This window comes from Beijerinckiaceae bacterium (assembly GCA_004564215.1).
Lineage (GTDB): Bacteria > Pseudomonadota > Alphaproteobacteria > Rhizobiales > Beijerinckiaceae > Methylocapsa.
The window spans coordinates 3,196,599-3,220,297 of sequence record CP024846.1; the positions used below are offsets into that span (position 1 = coordinate 3,196,599).

Consider the following 23,699-nt stretch of genomic DNA (forward strand, 5'->3'; position numbering starts at 1 on the left):
CAAAACGCGGCCTCATTGCGAAGCTCCAGGAGTTTTACGTGGCTAGCCAAAGCTGTTTTGCGTTCAAGCTAACGTGAATTCAGCATCAAGGCCAATTTTCAACATGATCCCTCGCCAATGGAAGCGACTTTAATTCCTAATAAATCGTGGTTCGAGCGACGCCTGTGGGTTTCGCGACGTTTCCATAGACGTTGGCATTGCTCTATGATGGTACCCTAGGCAGGAGGATGATTCATGTTTCGGCAAAGCCCTTTTTCAAGTCCCGTAGTATTTGACTCTGACGTAAGCCATTCCTGTCATCGCCGCTTGTTCCGAGCCGGTTGGGCGGTCTTGGCTTTTGCCGGTCTCGCGCTCGCCTTCACACCAGCGCGTGCGGAAGGATTTTCAGCCAGCCAAAAAGCCGAGATAGAATCCATCATCAAGGATTATCTCTTGCAAAAGCCCGAAGTCCTGCGTGAAGCGATCGGCGTGCTTGAGGCCCGCGAGAAGGAAGCCGAGTCCAAGGCGCGCGCGGATATTGTGTCGGATCCCGCGAGCAAGCTGTTCAGCTCAGCCAATCAGGCGGTGGTTGGCAACCCGAACGGCAAAGTCACCCTCATCGAATTTTTCGATTACAATTGCGGCTACTGCAAGCGCGCCTTGGGCGATCTCGTTCACCTGATGAAGGATCACCCCGACCTCCGGGTCGTTCTGCGCGATCTTCCGATCTTGTCTCCTGGCTCGCTTGAGGCGGCACGGATCGCGAATGCTTTCCGGGTTCAATTCCCCGGCGACAAATTCTGGGCGTTTCATCAAAAACTACTTGCTGCGCGCGGTCCGGTGGGCAAGGCGGAAGCGCTGGCCGTCGCCAAGGATTTGGGCGCCGATATGGACAAGCTCGCGAAGGATTCGGCGCAGCCCGAAATCGTGGTCGGCATCGAGGAGTCGGAGAAACTCGCCAAGTCGCTACAGATCAACGGCACGCCAACCTATGTGATCGGCGAGGACGTCATCGTGGGCGCCGTCGGCTACGACGAGTTGCAGACAAAGGTCGTCAACATGAAGAAATGCGGCAAGGTCGCCTGTTCATGACCCCGCAAACGTCGAGAGGGATCACGCGGCTTTCGCCTTCAGCGCCATGGCTGCCGCCGCGTAGCCGCCTCGGGCTCCATCGATAAAATGGACGTGGTTGCTGTTGGTGGGGGAGGGCGTAAAGCAGGTCATCACCGCAGCATCCTGGCGGTGCAACCCGTAGCGGACCGTTCCCGCCGCGGCCGCGGCCTCAAGCCGCTTTTCGATCGCGTCGGCAAGCTCAGGCGTGCAATCGAGGATCATGCGCAAGCCGTCCGCAAATTTTCGGAAATCGGAATTTTCAACGACTTGTTGCAGATAGACTGCAGGCACGAAACTCCCGACGCGGATCTTTAAATTCAAAATGAGGTAGTAGAGAAACGTCCGCGCGAGGACGAGGCCACGCCGAAAGAATAAAGGCGTGCGAACTCTGCGCAGGGTTCGCGCCTCCAGTTCAACTCCGGCCGAGGGCCATCGTAGCCGGGGCCCCGCCGGCGGGACGGGCTTCGACATGTCCGGACTCTTGGCGATGACCGCGACCACATCTTCGATCACGGCTCGAAAGGCGGCGGTCTCCGCGTCCGCGCCGGGCACGATCAGCAGCGAGAGCACCAGACCGCGCGCCGCAGGCATCTCCTCGAAGCGGCACGATAGTCCTGTCAGATCCGGACGAATAGTTGGCGACGCGGGAACCACCGCGAACTCGCCCCGCCGCATGGCAGCTTCTGCCCATTCCAATCCACCACCCGAGAACATCGCGTAGGAAATATTGGGCGATGGAGCGAAACGGGCCACGCGCACATCCAAGCCCTGCGCGCGCACGATAGCAAGGGGCACCAGCGCCACGCGCATGACAAGGCTAAGATCGCTTTTCACCCAGGCCGCGGTCGCGGCAAGTGCGTCGCGGGCCTTTGCAATGTCGTGGGGCGGCACGGCGAAAGTCGCCCCATCGCCGGCGAAAACATAGGGAAACTCGCGGCCGTCGAGGGCATTCTTGAGCGCGGCGATGACCGCGGCGCCGGCCATGTTTACGGCCTTATAGTGGTTCTCGCGAATGGCCTTTGTCGATTGCACAATGTCGGCGATGCCGATTGCCCAGCCATCCGGTAAGGCTTGATAGAGGGCCGGCTCCATCAGCCTGCCGAAACCCTCGAAGACGGGAATGTTCTCATAGAAAGGATCGTTGTCGGTGCCTTCGCTCATAGCCGCAAGCCGCTGGTTTGTGCGGAGCTGAGGGCTCCGCAAGCTTGGAAGCAGGGAGAAGAACCGGCGATCATCAAAGAATTCCCTTGCCTTTGATTGGCCAAAGCTTTGCCCTTTTCAGGGTGCTGATGGCCTCAACTTCAACCCGTGGAGTCCCCATGCGCCTAAAACTATCTCTCGTGGCGATCCTGATAGCCGGAGCCGCCTTTGCCCAGCCAGCGTCACCGCAAGACGATATCGATAATGAGGGCCAAGGCGATGAGACCCCGTCCACGCAATGCATCATTGAGGCGCCCCAGCCCGATGTCGGACCGATCACCTGTGATACGCCGCCCGGACCGCCCGGCCTTCCCTGCTATTGTCCGGATGGCGGCTCGGCTCCAGGCCATAGGGTGCCCTCGGACTTTTAATTCGGCCGCCCATTTTCTTGGAGCACGTTCAGGGGAAACAAAAGGGCGGAATTTCTTCCGCCCTTTTTGACTCTCAATTGGTTCGGCGAGGCTGCGTTACTTCGCGTGGGCGAGGTGACCCAAAGCTATGTCTGTCGAAGCGATTGCGTTGTCGAGCTTGCCGGCCTTCGCAAGCTCGATACCCGCCTTCAGATCCCTGATCGCGGCTTTCGCAAGAGGATTGGCGTTTTCTGCATCGGCCGCTTCTGCGTGCTGCACCGCGATTTGAACTTGCTCCACAAAAACTTCGGTGCGGCCTTGTCTGCCATTATTCGTGGCGGCTTCCGCGTGCTCGATCGCCTCGGCGATATGGTCTTCCGCAGCGAAGGAGATGCTCGGCGCGAAGCTCGTTGCAATACCAAGACAGAGAGCGATCGCGGCAAGTTTGCGAGTTATCATTTTTGTTCCTCCCGAGAGTTGCAATTCCTCCCAAGAGTTGACGCTTCATGGAAAGAAATTCGACAATCCTGTCATAAAGATAGGTGGCATGCGTGCCGAGTCGTTGTCAAGCGCACAGCCAAGACGGCCGGCTTAGGTTTCGAGGGAGACCAAGACGAAGGTCCGAGACAGAGCGCGCGATCCTCTCGCGTCTGCTGGAATATGCGAGTTGGGCGACTATTGGCAAGCATCACGAAAACGGGCCGATGACGGAACTGATCAACGTCATCCAAACCAACCTCAACGACGCGCGTGAAGCCGAGGGCGGCGTCCCATGATCGTCGAGACTGTCCTCGCTCAGCCGATAGTCGGCCTTAAAAAAGCGAGAGCGATGTTGCGACCAGATCTGCGCTATGCGTGAATGGCTGATGCGGCCTGGCCGCACGTTTTTTGGCACGCGGCGAAACGATTATGGATCGTGGAGCGTTTCTCAAGCAACGCTCAGCTCTGTCGATAAGGCGAAATAAGGCCAATCTGAGGTTCCAGTTCCCGGCAATCTGGGGAATGGCAATTTAGATGAGTAATTTTGAAGAGGGAGGTAGATTGATGCGCATTGCAAGCATAGCTTTCTTGGTATCTTCGTTGATCGCGGGGTGCCTTTTGTTCACAGCAGGTTCCACAAACGCTGAGGTATCTGTATCGAACGTCATCGTCGCCCAGGCTGGCTCTGATGTGAAGAGTTTCAAAAAACAAAAAAACAGGGAAGGCGGGGAATCATGTTCGGTTGTGTGCAATAGCGGCGCTACGGCTAATCAGTCGTGCACTGCAAAATATCCTACCTGCAGGTGCAGTTGCAGCAGCAGCAGCGGGGCGTCCTGTTATTGTGGCCCTTGATCTTGATGATGGCTGAGCGGCAAGAGGAGTGCCCGGGCCGAGTCAATCGTGGCTTCGAAATTCTTCGCCAGCCTACGGTTTCGGTTGATCCACGATAACTGCGTTTATGCGACCGCGAGACGCTCACGCCCGTTTGGGCTGTCATGATCCGAATGCGCGACGCGACGCCACGACGCGGTCCGCCACAGATGCGCTGCGGGCCGCATTGCGTTGGGGCCCTTGCCGAGGCAGGGCTGTCACTGCCATTAGATACAAGTATTTGATTTTACTGGCAGGAGAGGAGGGACTCGAACCCCCAACCCCCGGTTTTGGAGACCGGTGCTCTAACCAAATTGAGCTACACTCCTAGGCAGGGTTGAATTTAGCGTGAACCGGCGCGCTGGCGCAAGAGGATGCGCCTCGAACCGAGGAATTAGGGCAAAATAGATGGCAAGATCCGCTGTTTGGACCTCCGCTCGGCGTTACTGGGGATTTTCCAGGCTGAAGGTTTCGGAGGTTTCGTCATAAGCGAAGAGTTCGCCGTAGCGGCCCCAGTTGACGACGCTCTTCAAGGTCCGCTCCGCATAGTCCTGGGACATATAATCCTCCAGTTCCTCCAAGAAGCGGACCGCCCGGGCGCTGTGGGTTGGACGTTCGTCGAGCACCAGTTTGATTCGCGCGGCGAGCGGCAGATAGGCGAGAAGATGGTCGCCAAACAGTTTTTTGCGCACATCGATGTCGGCCTCGGCGAAGCGATGCCCGGCCGGGGTCAGTTTGATATCGCCTTCCTCGATTTCGGCGAAGCGTAGCAATTGCAGGGTTTCGCCGACCGGGAAAAGCTCGTCGACTTCCATCTGCAGGCTATCGGCCAGTGCGGGAAGATCGGCGCGGCCATGATAGGGCTCGGCGGCGATTTCCTCGATCATGCCGGCAAGCGTATTGGTCGAAATCCGCGGCAGGGACATCCCGAACCCCAGACCGGCAAAGGTTCCATCTCGACCGGCCGGCACATGCGTCGACCGTTTGGTCATCAGAGCATAAATCTTATCCACCAATTGCCGGAACTCCGGGTCCAGTCGATTGCGCGGATGATGCAGCGAGACGCGAATTTCGGCGGCGATGCGGCCGGGATTGCTGGAAAGCACGATAATGCGGTCGCACATCAAAACCGCTTCTTCGATATTATGGGTGACCATGAGGATGCTCTTGATCGGCATGCGTCCCTCGACCCAGAGGTCGAGAAGGTCGGTGCGCAAGGTCTCGGCGGTGAGTACGTCGAGTGCCGAAAAAGGCTCGTCCATCAACAAAATACTGGGATGGACGACAAGCGCTCTTGCAAAGCCGACACGCTGGCGCATGCCGCCGGAGAGTTCCTTGGGAAAAGCGGATTCGAAACCATCGAGGCCAATCAGATCGATCGCCTTGAGCGCGCGCCGGCGGGCTTCGTCCTTGGCGATCTGTTTCGCGCGCAATCCGAGTTCGACATTGGCAAGCACGGTTAGCCAGGGAAACAGCGCGAAGCTCTGAAACACCATGGCGACGCCCTCAACCGGTCCGCGAACCGGCTGACCCTGGTAGATGACCTCGCCACCGGCGGGGCTGACCAAGCCAGAGACAATGCGCAAGAGTGAGGATTTGCCGCAACCGGAGCGGCCGAGCAGGCCAACGATTTCGCCGTCTTTCAGATCGAGCGAAACGTCGTCGAGAACGGCTGGGCCCTGATCGCCGGACCCGGTCTGGTAATGCTGGAAAATATTTTTGACTTCGAGCAAAGGCTGTTTTGCCGTGATCGTGGTTCGTGCAGTATTGTTTTGCATGCTCTGCCCTCAATCCAGTCGCAAACGCCGTTCCGCAAGCTGGAACAGCGGCCGCCACAGCAGGCGGTTGAACATAATGACGAAGATGGACATCACAGCGACGCCCAGCACGATCTTGGGATAATCGCCGGCCGCGGTCGCCTCGGCGATATAGGCGCCGATTCCATGCGCTGCTACCGTGTCATTGCCCCATTTCACATATTCGGCGACGATCGCGGCGTTCCAGGATCCGCCCGAGGCGGTCAGCGCTCCCGTCACGTAATAGGGAAAAATCGCCGGGATAATGACGCTCTTCCACCAGGACCAGCCGTGAATATGAAAATTCGCGACGGCCTCCTTGAGGTCGTTGGGAAACGCGGAGGCGCCAGCGATGACATTGAAGAGAATGTACCACTGGGTGCCGAAGACGATGAGGAAGCTCAGCCAGATATCCGGATTGAGAGAGAACCGAAGTATAAGGACGACGACGACGGGAAAGATCACGTTCGCAGGGAAGGCCGCTAGGAATTGCGCCAGCGGCTGCACCTTCTCGGCGACAGCGGGACGCAGGCCAATCCAGACTCCAATCGGGACCCAAACCAATGTCGCGAGAGCCATGAGGAGGATCACGCGGATCATCGTGAACAGCGTGTAGAGCACGCTTTGCCAAAAATCGCTCCAGCTGAGTTCCTGGCGCACATAATCGACAATCAGCCAAATAGCCCAAAGCGTCGCGAGACTGATGAAAATGATCCACAAAAAATCGATCAGCCGACTGATGGCCGGCCTTGGTGACGAGGGCTCGGCCGCACGAATCGGAAGTTCGAGACGTAAAAGCGCGAAGCTCTGGAACAACTGCGCTGGCGTCCGCATCAGCGCGCGCATCCAATGGGTTCGCGCAAATACTTGGGCGACGATCGATTTTTCCTGAACCTGCCCGGCTGACAGCTCGACCCTGAACCGGGCGCCGAAAGCGACCAGCGGCCGGAACAGCAGTTGATCATAGGCGAGGATCACCGCCAGCATGGTCACGATCGCGGCGAACACTCCGTCGATCCGCTTTTCATTGATGGCGAGGGCGAGATAGGAGCCGATGCCTGGCAAGCTGATCGTGGTGTCGCCGACCGAAATCGCCTCCGAGGCGACCACGAAAAACCAGCCGCCCGACATCGACATCATCATGTTCCAAATCAGCCCGGGCATCGCGAACGGTGTTTCCAGCTGCCAAAACCGCTGCCACCCCGAAAGGCGAAACCCACGCGCGACCTCGATCAAGTCGCGCGGCACGCTGCGGAGCGACTGGTAGAAGGAAAAGGCCATATTCCAGGCTTGAGAGGTAAAGATCACGAAGACCGCTGCGCATTCGGCGCCCAAAGTGGAGCCCGGAAAAAGCCCGAGGAAAAAAGTCACCGTGAAAGACAGAAACCCCAAGATCGGCACCGATTGCAGGACATCGAGCAGGGGAATGAGAACGAGGGCGGCGCGCTGGCTCTTGGCGGCCAAGGTCGCATAGAGAAAAGTGAAAACCAGCGAGGCGGCAATCGCCGCGAACATGCGCAAGGTGGTGCGGAGCGCATAATAGGGCAACTCCTTGTAGTCGAGGGTGACCGTAGACTCCGGGACTGTCAGGGGCAGATTCAAGCCGTGGGTCGCGTGCGAGATCGCCACGAACACGGCAAAGATCAAGGCGGCGGCAAAAAGATCATATTGGTTGGGAAGCGCCCTGCGGCTGACCGAGGTGAAAGTGACGAAACGGGAGAGCATGGCGGTCTTTCACGAAAGTCTGCGCGTGCAAATCGCGGCCAACTGTGTACGGGGATGGGGGAGCGCCAGGAATGGCAGGAAACCTATGCCCTTTTACGCTGACCGCGTGACATGAAAAATAGATGACAGAAAAAGTCCAGCCGTTTCAGGGGCCAACGCGCCTCCCGGATTTCTTGTAAGGGCGAACCTAAAAATTGAACGCTGAAAGTCTGGCAGCCGTTTTTTTGACTTTTTAACGACATATTACGGATTTCAATTTAATTTTAGCAGGTCGTTCTCTGGCTCTCACGTCCATGCATTGTTTTTCTCGTTCCCTTTCAGCCCTTGGCTCAATTTTTGGGCTCGGCAGCCTATTGGTCCTCGCCGGCTGCGCCGGCAGCGTGATGGAGGATGATCCGTTTCCGCGTCCGACGGATTACGAGGTGAGCGGGATCGATGTCTCGAAATACCAGGGCGACATCGATTGGGACAGCGTGCACAAGTCCGGCGTGCGCTTCGCCTGGATCAAGGCCACCGAGGGCGGCGACCGGCTCGACGAGAAATTCGGCCGGAATTGGACTTTGGCGAAAGATGCGGGCGTGACACGCGGCGCCTATCATTTTGCCTATTGGTGCAGGCCGATGGAGGAACAAGCGGCATGGTTTACCGCAAATGTTCCCAATGATCCGGATGCTCTGCCGCCGGTGCTCGACGTCGAATGGAACGGGCAGTCGAAGACCTGTCCGAAGCGGGTTCCGCGCGATTATGCCATCGCGCAGATGAAAATCATGCTGGCCGCCATGGAACGCGCCTATGGCAAGAGGCCCGTCATCTACACATCGATCGATTTCCACCGCGATGTGATGCAAGGGGAATTCACCGATTACCCGATCTGGGTGCGCAGCGTGAAATGCCACCCGGCCATCCGCTATGGCCAGCGACGCTGGCATTTCTGGCAGCACACCGCCGAAGGTCATGTCGCCGGCATTCGCGGTTATGTCGATCGCAACGCCTTCAACGGCACGATGAGCGAGTGGCAGTCGTGGCTCGCCGATATCAAATCGGCGGGCTCACGGGGAGCAAGTCTGCCGCGAAATCCGCAGGCCTCCTGACGGCTCACGCCGTCTTGACGGGGTGCTTCTTGCGATGCTGGTCCCAGACATAAAACCCGATCAGGCCAGCGACCAACAAAGCGCAGACGACCAAGGCGGCAAGCCATATTTTGAATGTCTCCCCCACGGACATGACCAGCTTTCCCGACATCGTCATGTCCTTGTCGTCCCTGACAGTGACAAGAACCGCATATTTTCCGGGCTTCTCGAAATTGACTGGGAAGGTGATGACTCCCTGAGGGTAATTTTTGGGCGGTAGATAGGCCAGCGTGATCGGGTCCAGATTTTGCCCCGGCGCCGGTTCGACCCCCGTGTCCTTCACGACACGGACTTCGGTCGTCATATCCCGCAGTTCCTTCGAGGTCGCGCTGATCGAAATCAAGGCGGCCCCGGTGGACGGGATGTCTTGGCATGAATCGTCCCTGGCGCCTGATTGATAGACCGCCAATTGCATCTCGTGCATGCCGGCCATCAGCATGCAGCCCATGTTCATATTCATGTCCATGAAGCTGGTATCCTGGGCCGCCGCCGGCCTTCCCGCCAAAATGACGATTCCGAAAACCAAGGCTGCCGCGAGCTGGCCTATCCGAGCCATGGGTTCATTTCCTCCGCCTGATAATTGTTCACCTTATGGTGCCGCCTTGTACTGAATGGCGAGCGTTTTGCCAATTGCGCAAATTGCGCGCACCGCTGAACCCTCGCGAAGAGGCCAATCCAAAATCATCGTGATCTCGCGCAATTATACGAAGCCAGAGGCCGCAAAGGAAAGCTGGCAAGGATCGATAGGCTATTGAAATATCAGCCATTACATCTCGATCAATGAGATCATCTTCACTCTGCGAAGCGCTGCAGAATTTTCTCGGTGATCTTCCGTGCGATTGGGATGGCCGATGTCGCCGCGGGGGAGGGTGCATTGCACACATGCAGCATTCTGGGCGAGTCCGCGAAGAGAAAATCATGGACCAAAGTTCCGTCGCGCAAGACCGCCTGGGCGCGTATCCCGGCAACCGCCGGCTCCAGATCCTGAAGCGAGAGGCTCGGACAATATTTGCGGCACTGCGCGAGGTAATTCCGCTTCCAGATGGAATTCGTCGTCTCCGCCAAGCCGGCGGAAAGATGCGCTCCGATCGCCCGCCAAAAGCCGGGAAATGTCAGGCAATCCGCGATGTCGCGACCATCAAGAGAGAACTTGCCATAACCTTCCCGAGCAAGCCCCAATACCGCATTCGGACCCACGAGAATCCGCCCGTCAATCGTTTTCGTCAGATGAATACCGACAAAGGGCAGAGAGGGGTCCGGGATGGGATAGATCAAATGTTGGATCAAACCGGCCCGTGACTTTGGCAGACGGAAGAACTCGCCGCGAAACGGCACAATTCGGTGATCGATCCGCAATCCGGCCAATTTGGCGAGCCGGTCTGACTGCAGCCCGGCGCAAACGATCAGCGCCTTCGCGCTCCAACTTTGGTTTGCGGTCGCAATCTCGACAGCGTCGGCGTGTTCGTGGATATCGACAATTTCGGCGCCGAGGTGCAGATCCCCTCCGTTGGAGGCAACGCTTTCCGCGAATGCGGCGGCAACCATTTTATAGTCGACAATGCCGGTGGAAGGCACGAGGAGCGCCCCGACACCGGTAATGCTAGGCTCGAGTCGGGAGAGTTCGGTGGCGTCGATCCGGCTGGCTTCAATGCCATTTTGTTGGGCGCGCTCGAATAAAGCCTCCATGCGAAGGCGTTCGCTTTCAGTCGTGGCAACCAGCAGCTTGCCGCAGATTTCGAATTTTATTCCGCGTTCGGCGCAAAATGCTTTGGTTGCCTCGGAGCCTTCGCGGCAAAGTCGGGCTTTCAAACTGCCCGGGGCATAATAAATCCCGGCATGGATGACGCCGCTGTTATGCCCGGTTTGGTGCCACGCAACGTCGGTTTCCTTTTCCAAAATGAGGATCGATGCGCGCGGGCGGGCGCGCAAAATCTCGCGGGCGGTCGCCAAGCCGACGATTCCGGCGCCGATGATGGCAAAATCATATCTCATGCGGCTTCCGGCCAGGTCCTTGGCTACTTAAGGCGGCTGGTTGGCTCGGCGAGCCATGCAGGAAAGAACCTGCCTTGCGCAAGGTTCACGGCTCTCTGGATCGGCCATTTGCTCCACGATCGGAGAATGGGTTCGACCAGCAGAATAAGGGTGGCGGCCAACAGAACGACACCGATGGCGGCGGCAAGCGCCAGGATGGGAGAGTGCGTGGTCTGGAAAACATGTTGCAAGACCACCAGCCCCAACGGTGAATGAATCAAATAGAGCGGATAGGTCAAAAGCCCCATTTGCCGAACCACCGGCATTGCCGACCCGAAGGCGCGCGAGATTGGTTCATTGAAAAGCACAGAGCCGACCATCGCCAAAACCGCGGCGAGCCAAATGATCAACGGAAGCCATTCCGCAAAGCCGCCCGCGGCACCGCCATGGAAAAAAGCCAGCCCCGAAATAAGTTTCGCGCAGACTCCGAGACCGCAAATCGCAAGCACGGTGAACCGAAGCAAACTCGGGCCCACGAATAGGATCAAATAGAGAAAAGCACCAAACACGAATTCCGCTCCATTGAGCAGGAGCAAGAGTTTCGCCGGCCAGGAATTGATCAAGGTGTATAAGAAGGGATTGCCCGGCAAGAGCAAAAGCGAGGCGAAGGCGATTGCCGACACCCAGATACCCAGAACCGCAAAAATCTTATCGAAATCGCCCATCTTGTTCTTGCAGAGGACTGCGAAGATGAGCGCGTAAAAACTTATTTCAACGCAAAGGGTCCAGAAGGATCCGTCGACCCACGGACCTTTCGGCGAAAGAACGAGGGATCGCAAATAGGTGGCGAAAATCTCGCGCCATTCCAGATGCGTTGCGAACATCAAAACAATGGCTGAAAATGTCGAGGCGATCCAGACGGAGGGCATCAAACGGAAAAAGCGGCCTTTTGCGAACCGGCGCGGCGAATTGCCGTTGGCCGAACCGGCGATGACGAGACCTGAAATAACAAAGAAAATATCGACGCCAACGCCTCCGGCATCGGTAAAGGGAGAGAGAAACGGAAAAGAAGGCAAACCTCCGCCAATTGCGTTGGCAAGCCATTCATTTCTGCCGATTGAGGAGGTGTAGTGGTCCAAAACGACAAGGATCGCCGCCGTCAACCTGATTAGATCCAGCCCGGCGATATGCGGGCTTGTCGGTCCCTTCATTAAAGTCCTCGCGAGAGTAATATCTTGGCTTAGAGCATGTTCCGAAAAAGTTGACCGACTTTTTCGATCAGAACATGCTCCAACTCGTTGAACTTGAGCGATTCCTTTTCGATCAGATGATTCCATCTGATCGGGAAGCGCTCTAGTATGTTGATTTGTACCGAAAGTCGACCTTAAGCAGTAACCGGTCGCCCCCTGGAAAGCATCATTTTCTAGGCGCTTACTTTGACGCAGGCATTGCCGCCCTCCTGAACGGGCTGTAGGCACGCGAGATCACATTCGCGTTAGGCAGTATATTCGAATGCCGAGACAGTCTTTGGACGAATTCGCACTTAGCAAACTGGCGGAGCTTGAGCGTGCCCATTTGCGCCGTGCGCCGGTCGTCTGCTGGCGCGAGGACGGACTTTGGATCAAGCGCGGCGGGCGCCGCTTGTTGTCGTTTTCCTGCAATGATTATCTCAATCTTACCCATCATCCGGCCCTCAAAGCCGCGGCCATTTCTGCGATCCAAATGTATGGGGTGGGCGCCGGCGCCTCGCGCCTCGTCACCGGCAATCATCCGCTGTTTCTGGAGCTTGAAGCGCGGCTCGCCCGGCTCAAGGGAACCGAAGCGGCTTGCGTCTTCGGATCGGGCTATCTCGCCAACAGCGGCATCCTGCCAGTGCTGGCCGGGGCAGCGGATCTCATTCTCATCGATGAACTCGCCCATTCCTGCCTTTGGGCCGGAACCCAATTGTCGCCGGCGCAAAGGCAGGTCTTTCGTCACAATGACCTTGCCCATGCGCAGTCGTTACTGGCGGAAAACCGCTCCCGCTTCCGCCACGCGCTGCTTGTCACGGACGGGGTTTTTTCAATGGACGGCGACCTTGCGCCATTGGCTGAGCTCAGCACGCTTTGCGCCGCCTACGACACTTGGCTCATGAGCGACGACGCCCATGGATTGGGCGTCATCGGCGGAGGGCGCGGCTCGGCGTTCGCAGCAAGCGGGGCGACGGTACCATTGCAAATGGGAACATTGTCCAAGGCGATCGGTGCCTATGGGGGCTATTTATGTGCCTCGCAGCCGGTGGTGGATTTGATGAAAACCCGCGCCCGGACGCTGATCTATTCGACGGCCCTTCCGCCAGCCATGGTGGCCGCGGCGATCGCGGCCTTGACGATCGTCGAAAGCGAGCCGGAATTGACGCAGAAGCCGCTGGCCAAAGCGCTGGCCTTTACGCGCCGCGTGGGCCTTCGCGATGCGCAAAGTCCCATTGTCCCGTTGATCATCGGCGCGCCGGAGGCGACCCTGCGCGCCTCGCAAAAACTGGAGGAGGAAGGATTTCTGGTCACGCCGATCCGGCCACCGACAGTTCCCGTTGGGACGGCGCGGCTTCGGTTCGCGTTCACCGCCATGCATCCCGATGAAGAGATCGCCCGACTCGCCGACGCAGTTCGCGGTCTGGACTGTTTCCCGCCAGCGCCGCAGAGTGATTTGCCCGCATGTCCGCCGTCTTCATAACCGGCACGGGGACCGACGTCGGCAAGACATTCGTTGCCGCAGCGCTCATCCGCCATTTGCGTGGGCTCGGCCAAGCCGTCGATGCTTTGAAGCCCATTGTGAGCGGTTTCGATCCCGCCACACCATCCGGCAGCGATCCAGCCATTCTTCTCAAGGCCCTTGGCCGGGACCAAGATGATGGGGCGCTCGCGCGTATTTCGCCCTGGCGCTTTCGGGCACCGCTTTCTCCGGACATGGCCGCGCGGGCCGAGAACCGGCGGATCGATATGGATGCGATCGTCGATTTTTGCGCGGAAGCGATTTCAAAAAATAGAGGAACCCTGCTCATTGAGGGCGTTGGCGGTATCATGGTTCCGCTTAATGAGAGTCAAACCGTGCTCGATCTGATGGTTGCGCTCTCTTTGCCGGTGATCCTCGTCGCCGGCAGCTATCTGGGGACGCTCAGCCATATTCTTTCGGCTCAGGATGTGATTGAGCGCCATGCGCTCAGCTTGCGTGCGATTGTCGTCAGCGAAACGGAAAGGTCCCCGGTACCCCTCGACGCCACGCTGGCGACGCTCGCCAATTTTACGGCTGCACCTCTGCTCGGCTTGCGGCGGGAGTCTTCAACACAGGCGAATGAGGCGGTGTTTCACCGTTTGGCCGATCTGATCGCATAGCATGACACGTGGGCGGGTCATCGCTTAGGTCTACGCGCTTGCAAGGCTCGGTTTAGGGCGTGTGTTTTTTTCCAGCTTTCCGTTCATTCTGAACGGTCGCACCTTCAAGCTCGCTTTGAAGCGCCTTGAGCTCCGCCTTGGTTCTAAGCTTCGGCCTTTCCGGATCGGTACCGGTCACCGGTTGATAGCCGAGCGTGTCCGTCGGCGGCCGCGTCGCCTGGACAAACCCTTTCGCCTCCGGCACGTCGGCCCAGAGCCGCGTGCTCATCAACGTGTCCAGCGGCGAGCCGGCCTTCTTTGCCGGTTCGGCATGCACGCCGGACCCAAAAGCGACAAGAATCCCCGCCACAAGGGCGCTGGCGGCAGGTGACACTTTGTTCCGGACCAGTTTTTGACTTCTCATTCGGCGTTGCCAGCATCGTTTGTTTGGTTGCTTCGCGGCAGGATCCGAGTTTATTGTGTCGGAACCGCGACGTCCTTGTCGTTGGATGCTTCAAAGCCGGCGGGATCATTAACTTGTGATTGAGCGAGCCTTGCGCTGACGTTATTTCGTTGCGCGAACCGCCTGCTTTTTCGCCAGAAAACGCTCCGAAAGGCGTCGTACCGAACCAGGAATTTGCCATGAGCGCGAAAAAAAACGAGCGCTCCGACCTAGGACCGCGCGGGGCAGACCTGGAAGGTGCAGCCAGTTCGGAGACGACCTCTCGGGAAACGAGCAGCGTACCGAAGACCGCACCGAAAAACCGTGCAAGTCCGGGTTCCAAATCGAGTGCGGCAAAAAGTCCCCGCAGCAAAGTCTCCTCACCGCGTTCCGCCGCCGTCCGCCCGGCGGCGCAGAGTACGTCACAAGAAGATAAGGCCAAGGCAACGCCTGACCTCGAACGCCTGTCGTACAATATGGCGCGTCTGGTCGAGCAAGGGGGCAGGGCGCTCGCAGCCTATTTCAATCCGTCGGAGCCCAAGGCCAAGACCGATCTTACGAATGAGATTGCCGATGGGGTTCGGTCGATCGGCCGGGTTGCGGAACATTGGTTGAGCGATCCGACCCGGACACTCGAAGCGCAATCCGCGCTGACCTATAAGCTTTTCGGTCTCTTTGCTCATAGCTTGCGGCGAATGTCGGGCGAAGAGGAACAACCCTTCGTACCCTTTAACCCCTCCGATAAAAGATTCGCGGCGCCCGAATGGCGGGAGAGCCCGTTCTTCGATTTTCTTCGCCAAGCGCATGCCATTCTCTCGCATTGGGCGGAGGATCTCATTCTGCGCTCCGACGATCTCGACCCGCATGTGCGGGACAAGGCCAGATTTTATTTGCGGCAAATATCGAGCGCCCTCTCGCCATCGAATTTCCTTGTCACCAATCCCGAGCTTCTCAAGGAAACCTGGGCCTCAAGTGGAGACAATCTCGCCCGCGGGGCGGCATTGCTTGCGAAGGATTTGGAAGCCGGCAAAGGCACGCTGAAGATCAGTCAAACCGATTCTTCCAAATTCGAACTCGGCGTCAACATCGCAATGACCCCGGGCAAGGTGATTTTCCGCAACGATCTGATGGAGCTCATCCAATATGCGCCGACGACCGAAACGGTTTACAAAAGGCCGTTGCTGATTGTCCCGCCGTGGATCAATAAATTCTATATTCTCGATCTCAACCCCGAAAAAAGCTTCGTGCGCTATGCGGTGTCGCAAGGCCTGACGGTCTTCGTCATATCCTGGGTCAATCCGGATTCGCGCCATCGCGACAAGGGGTTTGAAGCCTATATGCGGGACGGCATTCTCGCCGCGGTCGATGCGATCGAAAAAGCAACCGGTGAAAACAAGGTTACCGCGATCGGATATTGCATCGGCGGCACTCTGCTTGCCATGACCTTGGCCTATATGGCGGAAACCGGGGACAAGCGGATCTCCAGCGCATCGTTCTTCACGACACAGACCGATTTCAGCCACGCCGGCGACCTCAGGGTGCTGGTCGATGAAGAGCATTTGCGTGCGCTGGAAGGAAAAATGGCCGCGACCGGCTATCTCGATGCATCAGCCATGGCGACGGCTTTCAACATGCTGCGCCCGGAAGATCTCATCTGGTCCTATGTCGTGAATAATTACATGAAAGGGAAAGCTCCGGTCGCGTTCGATCTTCTGGCATGGAACGCCGATTCGACGCGGATGACGAGAGCCAATCATCTTGCCTATTTGCGTCACTGCTATCTCGAAAACAGGCTCGCCAAGCGCAGGGCGAAGTTTGGCGGCAAAATCCTCGATCTGTCGAAAGTGACCATCCCCGTCTACCATCTGGCGACCCGCGAGGATCATATCGCGCCGGCGCAATCGGTCTTTATCGGCGCCAAGCTTCTCGGCGGCAAGGTGCGTTACGTCCTTGCCGGATCAGGCCACATCGCCGGCGTCATCAATCCGGCGGGCAAACCAAAATATCAATATTGGCGCGGCAAGCCTCCGGCCGGGGAGTTCGAGGATTGGCTTGAAAGCGCGGTCGAGCACAAGGGCAGCTGGTGGGTCGATTGGGTCAAATGGGTCAAGCGGCAATCGCGCAAGCAGGTGCCGCCGCGCATTCCGGGGAAGGGCGAACTTCCCGCGATCTGCGATGCGCCGGGCGAATATGTGCGGGTGCGATATTGATGCCGAGGTTGATCGCGCCGGCATTTGTCCAATACCACGGGCCAATCGTACCAAAAAGTTTCACGTGAAACATTTTGGTACGATGGTTCATCCCAGCATCAGCTCCAGATTCTGAATCGCCGCGCCGGACGCGCCCTTGCCCAGATTGTCGAGCTTGGCGATCAGGACGGCGTGGCCTCTGGCCTCATTGGCGAAAACCCGCAGTTCGAGATCGTTGGTGCCATTGAGAGATTGCGGCTCGATCTTGCCGGACGCCTCGGCCGGCATCACCCGGACATTGCGGCTGCCTGTATAACGAGCCCGCAGCGCAGCCTCAAGATCAGCACCTTTCGGCTTTTGCGGCAGATCGCTAAGAAACAGAGGGACGCTGACCAGCATGCCTTGGGCGAAATTGCCGACCGATGGCGTAAAAATAGGGCGGCGCGTAAGCCGGCTATAAAGCTCGATCTCGGGCAGATGCTTATGTTCGAGGCCCAACGCATAGGCTTCGAAGGCGGGCGCGCGGCCGGCCTCATAGTCGGCGATCATCGTCTTGCCGCCGCCCGAGTATCCCGAGATCGCATGGATGCAGAGCGGGTGATCCGGCGCCAGAAGGCCGGCATCGACGAGCGGCCGCAACAACGCGATGGCGCCCGTCGCGTAGCAGCCGGGGTTGGCGATGCGCTTCGCCTGTTTGATGGCCTCGGCCTGGCCTGGTCCAAGTTCAGGAAATCCATAGGTCCAGCCTTCCGCCACCCTATGCGCGGTGGAAGCATCGAGAATGCGGGGGCTTCTTTCGCCGATGGCCGCCGCGATCGCGACCGTTTCCCGAGCGGCTTCGTCGGGCAGACATAAAATGACTATGTCGGCGGTTTCCATCAGCGCCTTCTTGGCACCTGCATCCTTGCGCTGATCGGGGAGGAGGCTGAGCCGCTCGATCCCGGGATAGGCATCGAGGCGGGCCCGGATTCCAAGCCCGGTTGTTCCGGATTCGCCATCGATAAAGATTTTCGCGGTCATAGGACGGACTCTGCACAAACCCAGCGGGTGTTGGACCTAGAGCGCTTCCCGATCAGATGGAATCCTCTGATCGAAAAGGAATTGCTCAAGTTCAACGAGTTGGAGCATGTTCTGATCGAAAAAGTCGGTCAACTTTTTCGGAACATGCTCTAGCATAACAAAAAGGCGGCCGATGGCCGCCTTGCTGTTGAATGATCGCGAGGCACTGGCTCAGCGTTTCGAGAACTGGAAGCTCCGGCGGGCTTTCTTCTTGCCGTATTTTTTGCGCTCGACCACGCGCGAGTCGCGAGTCAAGAACCCTTCCTTTTTAAGGACGGTACGCAGCTCCGGTTCGAAATGGACAAGCGCCTTGGAAAGCCCATGCCGGACCGCGCCGGCCTGACCCGAGAGGCCGCCACCCGAGACGGTGACCATCAGATCATATTGGCCGACCCGCTTGGTGATCCCCAGCGGCTGCTGCAGAATCATGCGCAGCACGGGACGCGCGAAATAGACTTCGAGCGTCCGGCCATTGACCACGGCTTTACCTGAACCGGGCTTGATCCAAACGCGGGCCACAGCGTCCTTGCGCTTGCCGGTGGCATAGGCACGTCCTTGCGCATCGAGCTTTTGCACGTAGCGGGGTCCCGCCTCGGCTGCCGGCTCCGTCGCGCTCTTCAGATCCTGTAGCGATGAAATGGTCTCGGACATATCAGACGAGCCTCGCGTTCTTGCGGTTGAGGCTCGCGACATCGAGCGTCACCGGCTGTTGTGCGGCATGGGGATGGTCGCTCCCTTTATAGACACGCAGATTGGCAAGCTGCTGCCGGCCAAGCGGGCCGCGCGGAAGCATCCGCTCCACAGCCTTTTCGACAATGCGTTCGGGAAAACGGCCTTCGAGAATGAATTTGGCTGAACGTTCCTTGATGCCGCCCGGATAGCCCGTATGGTGATAATAGATCTTCTGGTCGCGCTTGCGGCCGGTCAAAACCACCTTCTCGGCATTGATGACGATGATATTGTCGCCGTCATCAAGATGCGGCGTAAAGGTCGCCTTATGCTTGCCGCGCAGGCGCAGGGCGATCAATGAAGCCAGCCGGCCGACGACCAGACCTTTGGCGTCGATCAGGACCCACTTCTTTTCTACGTCCGCAGCCTTGGCGGAATATGTTTTGCCAAACATGATGTGATTCCATGGAGCGCAAAAAAATCCACGCAAAAGCGTGGACTTGCAAATCATAGCCCCTTTTAGCGCCCCATTTCAGCAGGGTCAAGGCCTCACTTGGTCATGAAAGCTATACTAAAACAGGAGCTTAAATGATTCGGTATTATGATACCGTAAACGAAGGCTCCGCAGATCCGTGGGGGTCGGCGAAGCAGCCTGAACCCGAGGCTTTGCGCGCTTGATCTTTGTCGAATGGAACCGCCGATGAACCATGACGCCTATGCGGACGATTTTTTGCGCGGGATCCTTCATTCCGTGAAAACCATTGCGATGGTTGGCGCCTCCGACAGGCAAACGCGGCCGTCTTTCGGCGTCTTCGCCTATCTCCTCGGCCGCGGCTACCATGTGATCGGGGTCAATCCCAGCCTTGCCGGCAAGCGGGTGCATGGCACCGTTTTTATGAGGAGCCTCGGCGACATTTCCGAGCCCATCGACATGGTCGACATCTTCCGTAACTCCGAGGCGGCAGGCGGCATCGTTGACGAAGCGCTTAGGCTCGATCCTCGACCGAAAGTGATCTGGATGCAGCTTGGGGTGCAAGATATTGCGGCGGCCGAGAGGGCGCGGGCGCTTGGGGTAAGCGTTGTCATGAACCGCTGCCCCAAGATCGAATATGAACGCCTGTTGATCGATCGGACCTGAGCGAGGGCGATGATACCGGCCCTGCCCTAATATCCTTTGGAAAGCGCCTGGGCATGCGCGACGGCCATGCCGAGGACGATCATGGCAAACGCCTGATGCAGAAGCCCGGCCCAGAGCGGAACCACCAGGACGAGAGTCGCAATTCCGATCGCCACCTGCGTCGCCACCAGCCCCGTAAGGGCCACAGCCCGTCGGAAAGCTCGGCTTTTCGCCACCATTCGCCAGGCGACGACAGCCTGGACCGCAACCAGCGCCAGCAGCGCATAGGCGGCCATTCTGTGCTGCAATTGGACCAGCAGCATATTGTCGAGGAAATTGCTCCAGAGTGGAACGAGCAGGGTCAATTTTGCGGCGGGCGGAAAAAAATAGCCATCCATCAGTGGCCATGTATTGAAGGCCCGCCCGGCGCGTAGTCCGGCCACGAGGGCGCCAAGCCCGATCTGGAGCAGCACCAGCAAGACAACCCCGCCCGCAAACCCTCGGAGCGCCGGCAGATATCGTTGCGGCAGGTCTGCCGCACGTGTTTTGAGTGAAGCGGCCAGCCAAACCAATGCGGCAAAGGTGATTGAAGCCAGCAGAAGATGGATCGCGAGCCGCTCCTGGGCGACCTCGATGCGGTCTGTGAGACCGGATTTCACCATCCACCAGCCGACAAAGCCCTGCAAGGCGCCCAGCGCCAGAACACCAATGAGCTTCAGCTTCATGCCCGCGGGCAAAACCCCCTTTGCCCAGAAAAAGATGAGGGGCAGGGCCATGGCGGCGCCGATGAGGCGGCCGAGAAGCCGATGACTCCATTCAAAGAAAAAAATGAACTTAAATTCACTCACGTCCATGTTGGGAAAGACTTGCGCATATTGCGGAATCTTTTTGTAGTTCTCGAATTCCGCCAGCCAGTCCGCTGGAGAGAGGGGCGGGATGATTCCGCTGATCGGTTTCCATTCGGTGATGGAAAGGCCCGATTCGGTGAGCCGCGTTGCACCCCCGACGACAACCATTAAAAATACGAGCGCGGCGAGGCTCCAGAGCCAAACCGCCACCGCGCGAGACCATGCAGGTTGCCCGGCGCCTCGGGCCCCTTGCAAAACGCCAGGATGGATCGGCAGCTCGCTCATGCGGCTTTCCTGAAGTCAGTGACGAATGATCTGGGCTGGGATAAAGCCCCGGGGGCCGGCTGTCCATGTTTTAGAGTGCATTTCAGTCCTAGGGGGCTCGGGCAGAAACAAAATCGGCAAGCGTCAAGGAAAGGGAGACATAATGCGCCGCCGGACCCGGAAATTTATCGGCACGAGCGTGATGGCGGGATTTGTCCCGGTGTATGCGCTCATGGCCATGGGGTTGGCGCAAGCGCGTCCTCTGCAGCAAGCGGCGCCGTTTCTCCAGCTGCTCTGCTATGCGTTTCTTGGCCTCGCTTGGATCGTGCCGATGATGCCGCTGATCAGATGGATGGAAAAGCCAGATCCCGAGCGGTGAGCTTTTCATCGGTGCAGTCAGGCGGCGTTGCGTCCGAGCGTTTGTGGGCGATCCGTTGGAACGCCAACGAGCAAGACTTCGCGGGCGCCACTCGCCATCAATTCCAATTCGGCTTCATAGGCGACTTCCGCGCTCTGCTGAGCCGGCGTCGCCAGCACGACGAAATCCGCCTTTGCGGCGAGGGTTTTGGCAATCTCGCTTTCGTCGAGCGGCGGCGAGATCAGCAAGATGAAATCATAGGTTTCCGCCAGCGCTTCGAGAGCGCTTCCGAATTCTTCGAGGTCCAATCCGTCATGGCGGCCGACCGGCAGAAAATGAAGCCGCGAGGCCGGATCCCGGCGGATCACCTCGGCAAAGGAGGCCGCGCCGGCGAGGAGATCACTAAGTCCCGGTTCGGTGGCGGGTGGCATGCCGTTGCTGTTCGAGGCGCCGGCAATGCGGATCCAGAAATCCAATAGGCTCGCTTCGTCGAGACCGACGACGATCGCACGGCCTTCGCGCTCGAGGTCTCGGGCCAGACCCATCATCATCTGCGACGTCCCGCCCGTAGCCTGCAAGCTTGTCACGACGATACGTGCACCTCGGCCGATCAATGGAGCCGACAAAATGCGCTCGGCAATTTTTGTCATCACCGGCTCTTCGTCTTCTTCGTCGGCTTCCACCTCTTGGCTCAGGCTCGGACTTGGGGCCAAAGTGGGGATGGACTGCGGATTGAGTCGCGGCAGATCGGTCAGCCGGACCATAATGCGTTCATGGCCGACGGGTCGCGGCGCCACGGTTTGGAACCGGTTTTGCCGGGTCCGCGGCAAGGCGATGGAAACGACCGCGCCGAACGCCAGAAGAAACATTGCCGCGCCCGAAACGACCAGCAAGGCCTTATCGGGATAAAGCGTTTCAGAGGCACCCGCGCGCGAGATGATCCGGGCGTCCGCATGTTTTGGCATTGCGCTTTTGGCATCCGCGCGCATCTGCAGATAGAGTTCGGCAATGCGATTGACGGTGTTGGCCGCAAGCTCCCGATCTTCGGACTGGAATGCGATCGTGACGATGCTTGTCTTATTTTCGCCGCTCACGCGCAGCCTGTCCTGATAGGCTTCGAGCACGCGGTCCTCCGGACTCTTTCGGGCCGGATCGCGCAAGAGACCGAAAAAGACCAGGGTGCGGGAGAGGGGCCCGAGGCCCTGCCGCACGGGGTCGAATTCGGGTTTGTCCTGGATGGCAAGATCCTTGATGGCGCGGCGGCCGAAGTCGCGCGAGGCGATCAGCTGCGCCTGGCCGCTCGCGGCGGCAAAGCCGGCCGGGCCTTGCAACAAGTCAAGATTCGATCGAAGCCCGATTAAACCTGTGGCCGGCCGGCCAATCATGATTCGGGCTTCGGCTCCGTATCGGGCTGGCTGGAGGGCTAGAAAAATGCCGAAAAGGATCAGTGCCACGAGGGGCGGCACGATCAACACCCATTTTCGGGTGACGAGAGCCTCGCAAACAAGGCCGAAATCCAATTCGCGGGAACGCACATTGCGCGGCGCGTTCCAATCGCGCCAATCCATAGCCGCCGACTCCACGATCCAAACGACGCCATGTGACGCCGTTAAGGTTTCAGCGAAGTTAACGTTTAGATCATGATGATTTTGGATTGACTCAATCCAAAATCATGAACGTGATCGATTCCAAAAGTTTAGAGCGGGATGCGGGCGGAAAACCGGTCTCCACTTTTCCTCATCCCGCTCTAGAATTGCGCACAATCCGGCGAGCTGCCTCGCCGGGCGAAATCGTCAAGCGGTGAGGCCCGGTCTTTCCTTGAGGATCGCCGCGCGAAGCGTATTTTCCATCAGCATCGCAATCGTCATGGGCCCAACCCCACCGGGGACCGGCGTAATCGCGCCAGCACGCCCGATCGCCTCGGCGAAGGCGACATCGCCGACGAGCTTGGTTTTTGGCTTGCCGGCCGCATCCAGGCCCTCACCGGGGACCCGGTTGATGCCGACGTCGATGACGATTGCACCGGGCTTGATCCAATCGCCGCGAATCATTTCAGGCCGGCCAACGGCAGCAATCAGAATATCGGCCCTGGCGACGGTTGCCGGGAGATCGCGGGTGCGTGAATGCGCGATGGTCACGGTCGCATTGCGGCCCAACAGCAATTGGGCGATCGGCTTTCCAACCAGATTCGAGCGTCCGACAACGACGGCTTCGCTTCCCGCCAGGTCGACGCCAAGCGCGGCGGCCGCTTTTTCCAGCAGGACCATCCCGCCCGCGGGTGTGCAAGGCACGAGCGCGCGCGTGACATCGCCAATCGCAAGAAGTCCCGAATTGACGGGGTGGAGGCCGTCGACATCCTTGCCGGGCGAAATAGCGTCGATGACGCGGGCGGGATCAAGCCGACCCGGCAATGGCAATTGCAAAAGAATCCCATGGATCGTCGGATCGGCATTGAGCTGCTGCACGAGAGCGAGCAACTCTGCCTCGGTCGTCATCGCGGCAAGATCATGCTGAACCGAATGAAAACCGCAGGCTTTCGCGGCCTTGCCCTTGGCTTTGACATAGACCTGACTGGCCGGGTCTTCGCCGACCAGCACCACTGCCAGGCCGGGCTTGATTCCCTTGGCGGCCAGAGCGAGCGTTTTCGCCGCCACTTCCGCCAACACTTGCTCGGAGGCACGTTTGCCATCGATCAAAAGAGCCTTCCCGCCCGAAGGTAGCAGGATGCCACCCCCCGTGGGGGGCGTCGTTGTCTTGGTCTCCGCCAGGGACATAGCGTTTCCTTTAAG

The 23,699-nt window shown here is 58.6% G+C and carries 23 protein-coding genes, 1 tRNA gene and 1 pseudogene; 9 read left to right on the top strand and 16 right to left on the bottom strand.

What is annotated here, in order from left to right; all coding sequences use genetic code 11:
• The first annotated feature begins 234 nt into the window (after positions 1–234).
• Positions 235–1,071: a disulfide bond formation protein DsbA gene (locus CU048_15255; GenBank protein QBR72413.1), complete on the top strand. Its 837-nt coding sequence runs from the start codon at positions 235–237 to the stop codon at positions 1,069–1,071.
• Positions 1,072–1,092: 21 nt separating this feature from the next.
• Here CU048_15255 and CU048_15260 read toward each other — a convergent pair whose 3' ends face one another.
• Positions 1,093–2,253: an adenylate cyclase gene (locus tag CU048_15260; GenBank protein QBR72414.1), complete on the bottom strand. Its 1,161-nt coding sequence runs from the start codon at positions 2,251–2,253 to the stop codon at positions 1,093–1,095.
• Between the two features lie 44 nt (positions 2,254–2,297).
• Between CU048_15260 and CU048_15265 the strand changes: the two genes are divergently transcribed.
• Complete coding sequence (locus CU048_15265; GenBank protein QBR72415.1) at positions 2,298–2,663, top strand: hypothetical protein; 366 nt, start codon at positions 2,298–2,300, stop codon at positions 2,661–2,663.
• 96 nt (positions 2,664–2,759) lie between these two features.
• Here the strand turns inward: CU048_15265 and CU048_15270 are convergent, their stop codons facing one another.
• The 5 genes from CU048_15270 to CU048_15290 form a co-directional block, all read right to left on the bottom strand.
• The gene (locus CU048_15270; protein QBR72416.1) at positions 2,760–3,101 is read right to left on the bottom strand and encodes a hypothetical protein; all 342 of its coding nucleotides are present in this window, start codon (positions 3,099–3,101) and stop codon (positions 2,760–2,762) included.
• 229 nt (positions 3,102–3,330) lie between these two features.
• Positions 3,331–3,537 (bottom strand): hypothetical protein, encoded by a 207-nt coding sequence (locus CU048_15275; GenBank protein QBR72417.1) that lies wholly within the window; start codon positions 3,535–3,537, stop codon positions 3,331–3,333.
• Between the two features lie 706 nt (positions 3,538–4,243).
• A tRNA-Trp gene (locus CU048_15280) sits at positions 4,244–4,321 on the bottom strand.
• Positions 4,322–4,435: 114 nt separating this feature from the next.
• On the bottom strand, positions 4,436–5,770 hold the full coding sequence (locus CU048_15285; GenBank protein QBR72418.1) for a nitrate ABC transporter ATP-binding protein: 1,335 nt from the start codon (positions 5,768–5,770) through the stop codon (positions 4,436–4,438).
• A 9-nt stretch (positions 5,771–5,779) separates the two neighbouring features.
• Entirely contained in the window at positions 5,780–7,513 is a 1,734-nt protein-coding gene (locus CU048_15290) for a sulfonate ABC transporter permease (GenBank protein ID QBR72419.1), read from the bottom strand.
• A 293-nt stretch (positions 7,514–7,806) separates the two neighbouring features.
• Between CU048_15290 and CU048_15295 the strand changes: the two genes are divergently transcribed.
• The gene (locus CU048_15295; GenBank protein QBR72420.1) at positions 7,807–8,604 is read left to right on the top strand and encodes a glycosyl hydrolase family 25; all 798 of its coding nucleotides are present in this window, start codon (positions 7,807–7,809) and stop codon (positions 8,602–8,604) included.
• Positions 8,605–8,608: 4 nt separating this feature from the next.
• Here CU048_15295 and CU048_15300 read toward each other — a convergent pair whose 3' ends face one another.
• The 3 genes from CU048_15300 to CU048_15310 all read right to left on the bottom strand — a co-directional run bounded on the left by CU048_15300 (position 8,609) and on the right by CU048_15310 (position 11,951).
• The gene (locus CU048_15300) at positions 8,609–9,199 is read right to left on the bottom strand and encodes a hypothetical protein (protein ID QBR72421.1); all 591 of its coding nucleotides are present in this window, start codon (positions 9,197–9,199) and stop codon (positions 8,609–8,611) included.
• A gap of 236 nt (positions 9,200–9,435) precedes the next feature.
• Positions 9,436–10,635 (bottom strand): L-2-hydroxyglutarate oxidase, encoded by a 1,200-nt coding sequence (locus CU048_15305; GenBank protein QBR72422.1) that lies wholly within the window; start codon positions 10,633–10,635, stop codon positions 9,436–9,438.
• Positions 10,636–10,658: 23 nt separating this feature from the next.
• Positions 10,659–11,951 carry a hypothetical protein gene (locus CU048_15310; protein ID QBR72423.1) on the bottom strand — a complete coding sequence of 431 codons (1,293 nt, stop codon included), beginning with the start codon at positions 11,949–11,951 and terminating at the stop codon, positions 10,659–10,661.
• A gap of 175 nt (positions 11,952–12,126) precedes the next feature.
• On the opposite strand from CU048_15310, the gene CU048_15315 reads away from it, so the two are divergent.
• Complete coding sequence (locus CU048_15315; protein QBR72424.1) at positions 12,127–13,326, top strand: 8-amino-7-oxononanoate synthase; 1,200 nt, start codon at positions 12,127–12,129, stop codon at positions 13,324–13,326.
• A complete protein-coding gene (gene bioD / locus CU048_15320; GenBank protein ID QBR72425.1) occupies positions 13,308–13,985 on the top strand; it encodes a dethiobiotin synthase in 678 nt (225 codons plus the stop codon). The genes CU048_15315 and bioD overlap by 19 nt, the downstream gene beginning before the upstream one ends.
• A 52-nt stretch (positions 13,986–14,037) precedes the next feature.
• On the opposite strand, the gene CU048_15325 is transcribed toward bioD, so the two are convergent.
• The gene (locus CU048_15325) at positions 14,038–14,388 is read right to left on the bottom strand and encodes a hypothetical protein (GenBank protein ID QBR72426.1); all 351 of its coding nucleotides are present in this window, start codon (positions 14,386–14,388) and stop codon (positions 14,038–14,040) included.
• A gap of 494 nt (positions 14,389–14,882) precedes the next feature.
• On the opposite strand from CU048_15325, the gene CU048_15330 reads away from it, so the two are divergent.
• Positions 14,883–16,616, top strand: coding sequence for a class I poly(R)-hydroxyalkanoic acid synthase (locus CU048_15330; protein ID QBR72975.1), 1,734 nt, complete (start codon positions 14,883–14,885; stop codon positions 16,614–16,616).
• A gap of 87 nt (positions 16,617–16,703) precedes the next feature.
• Here the strand turns inward: CU048_15330 and argC are convergent, their stop codons facing one another.
• From argC to CU048_15345, 3 genes are all read right to left on the bottom strand, one after another.
• Positions 16,704–17,615, bottom strand: a complete 912-nt coding sequence (gene argC / locus CU048_15335; GenBank protein ID QBR72427.1) for an N-acetyl-gamma-glutamyl-phosphate reductase — start codon at positions 17,613–17,615, stop codon at positions 16,704–16,706.
• A 210-nt stretch (positions 17,616–17,825) separates the two neighbouring features.
• Positions 17,826–18,305, bottom strand: coding sequence for a 30S ribosomal protein S9 (locus CU048_15340; protein QBR72428.1), 480 nt, complete (start codon positions 18,303–18,305; stop codon positions 17,826–17,828).
• Between the two features lies 1 nt (position 18,306).
• The gene (locus CU048_15345) at positions 18,307–18,777 is read right to left on the bottom strand and encodes a 50S ribosomal protein L13 (GenBank protein ID QBR72976.1); all 471 of its coding nucleotides are present in this window, start codon (positions 18,775–18,777) and stop codon (positions 18,307–18,309) included.
• Positions 18,778–19,023: 246 nt separating this feature from the next.
• Between CU048_15345 and CU048_15350 the strand changes: the two genes are divergently transcribed.
• Positions 19,024–19,461, top strand: a complete 438-nt coding sequence (locus tag CU048_15350; protein QBR72977.1) for a CoA-binding protein — start codon at positions 19,024–19,026, stop codon at positions 19,459–19,461.
• Between the two features lie 26 nt (positions 19,462–19,487).
• On the opposite strand, the gene CU048_15355 is transcribed toward CU048_15350, so the two are convergent.
• Positions 19,488–20,573, bottom strand: a complete 1,086-nt coding sequence (locus tag CU048_15355) for a heme A synthase (protein QBR72429.1) — start codon at positions 20,571–20,573, stop codon at positions 19,488–19,490.
• Between the two features lie 142 nt (positions 20,574–20,715).
• Between CU048_15355 and CU048_15360 the strand changes: the two genes are divergently transcribed.
• On the top strand, positions 20,716–20,931 hold the full coding sequence (locus CU048_15360; protein QBR72430.1) for a DUF2842 domain-containing protein: 216 nt from the start codon (positions 20,716–20,718) through the stop codon (positions 20,929–20,931).
• Positions 20,932–20,948: 17 nt separating this feature from the next.
• Here the strand turns inward: CU048_15360 and CU048_15365 are convergent, their stop codons facing one another.
• A complete protein-coding gene (locus CU048_15365; GenBank protein ID QBR72431.1) occupies positions 20,949–22,478 on the bottom strand; it encodes a hypothetical protein in 1,530 nt (509 codons plus the stop codon).
• Between the two features lie 65 nt (positions 22,479–22,543).
• Between CU048_15365 and CU048_15370 the strand changes: the two are divergent.
• Positions 22,544–22,666, top strand: a pseudogene (locus tag CU048_15370) (SAM-dependent methyltransferase).
• A 37-nt stretch (positions 22,667–22,703) separates the two neighbouring features.
• On the opposite strand, the gene CU048_15375 reads toward CU048_15370, so the two are convergent.
• On the bottom strand, positions 22,704–23,684 hold the full coding sequence (locus CU048_15375; protein QBR72432.1) for a bifunctional methylenetetrahydrofolate dehydrogenase/methenyltetrahydrofolate cyclohydrolase: 981 nt from the start codon (positions 23,682–23,684) through the stop codon (positions 22,704–22,706).
• Between the last annotated feature and the right edge of the window lie 15 nt (positions 23,685–23,699).

Coding starts and splice junctions, on each gene's coding strand:
- CU048_15375 (QBR72432.1), bottom strand. CDS start 23,684: ATGTCCCTGGCGGAGACCAAGACAACGACGCCCCCCACGGGGGGTGGC.
- CU048_15345 (QBR72976.1), bottom strand. CDS start 18,777: ATGTTTGGCAAAACATATTCCGCCAAGGCTGCGGACGTAGAAAAGAAG.
- CU048_15315 (QBR72424.1), top strand. CDS start 12,127: ATGCCGAGACAGTCTTTGGACGAATTCGCACTTAGCAAACTGGCGGAG.
- CU048_15260 (QBR72414.1), bottom strand. CDS start 2,253: ATGAGCGAAGGCACCGACAACGATCCTTTCTATGAGAACATTCCCGTC.
- CU048_15330 (QBR72975.1), top strand. CDS start 14,883: ATGGCGCGTCTGGTCGAGCAAGGGGGCAGGGCGCTCGCAGCCTATTTC.
- CU048_15285 (QBR72418.1), bottom strand. CDS start 5,770: ATGCAAAACAATACTGCACGAACCACGATCACGGCAAAACAGCCTTTG.
- CU048_15300 (QBR72421.1), bottom strand. CDS start 9,199: ATGGCTCGGATAGGCCAGCTCGCGGCAGCCTTGGTTTTCGGAATCGTC.
- CU048_15325 (QBR72426.1), bottom strand. CDS start 14,388: ATGAGAAGTCAAAAACTGGTCCGGAACAAAGTGTCACCTGCCGCCAGC.
- CU048_15290 (QBR72419.1), bottom strand. CDS start 7,513: ATGCTCTCCCGTTTCGTCACTTTCACCTCGGTCAGCCGCAGGGCGCTT.
- CU048_15255 (QBR72413.1), top strand. CDS start 235: ATGTTTCGGCAAAGCCCTTTTTCAAGTCCCGTAGTATTTGACTCTGAC.
- CU048_15365 (QBR72431.1), bottom strand. CDS start 22,478: ATGGATTGGCGCGATTGGAACGCGCCGCGCAATGTGCGTTCCCGCGAA.
- CU048_15340 (QBR72428.1), bottom strand. CDS start 18,305: ATGTCCGAGACCATTTCATCGCTACAGGATCTGAAGAGCGCGACGGAG.
- CU048_15350 (QBR72977.1), top strand. CDS start 19,024: ATGAACCATGACGCCTATGCGGACGATTTTTTGCGCGGGATCCTTCAT.
- CU048_15305 (QBR72422.1), bottom strand. CDS start 10,635: ATGAGATATGATTTTGCCATCATCGGCGCCGGAATCGTCGGCTTGGCG.
- CU048_15310 (QBR72423.1), bottom strand. CDS start 11,951: ATGGAATCATCTGATCGAAAAGGAATCGCTCAAGTTCAACGAGTTGGA.
- CU048_15355 (QBR72429.1), bottom strand. CDS start 20,573: ATGAGCGAGCTGCCGATCCATCCTGGCGTTTTGCAAGGGGCCCGAGGC.
- argC (QBR72427.1), bottom strand. CDS start 17,615: ATGACCGCGAAAATCTTTATCGATGGCGAATCCGGAACAACCGGGCTT.
- bioD (QBR72425.1), top strand. CDS start 13,308: ATGTCCGCCGTCTTCATAACCGGCACGGGGACCGACGTCGGCAAGACA.
- CU048_15270 (QBR72416.1), bottom strand. CDS start 3,101: ATGATAACTCGCAAACTTGCCGCGATCGCTCTCTGTCTTGGTATTGCA.
- CU048_15295 (QBR72420.1), top strand. CDS start 7,807: ATGCATTGTTTTTCTCGTTCCCTTTCAGCCCTTGGCTCAATTTTTGGG.
- CU048_15360 (QBR72430.1), top strand. CDS start 20,716: ATGCGCCGCCGGACCCGGAAATTTATCGGCACGAGCGTGATGGCGGGA.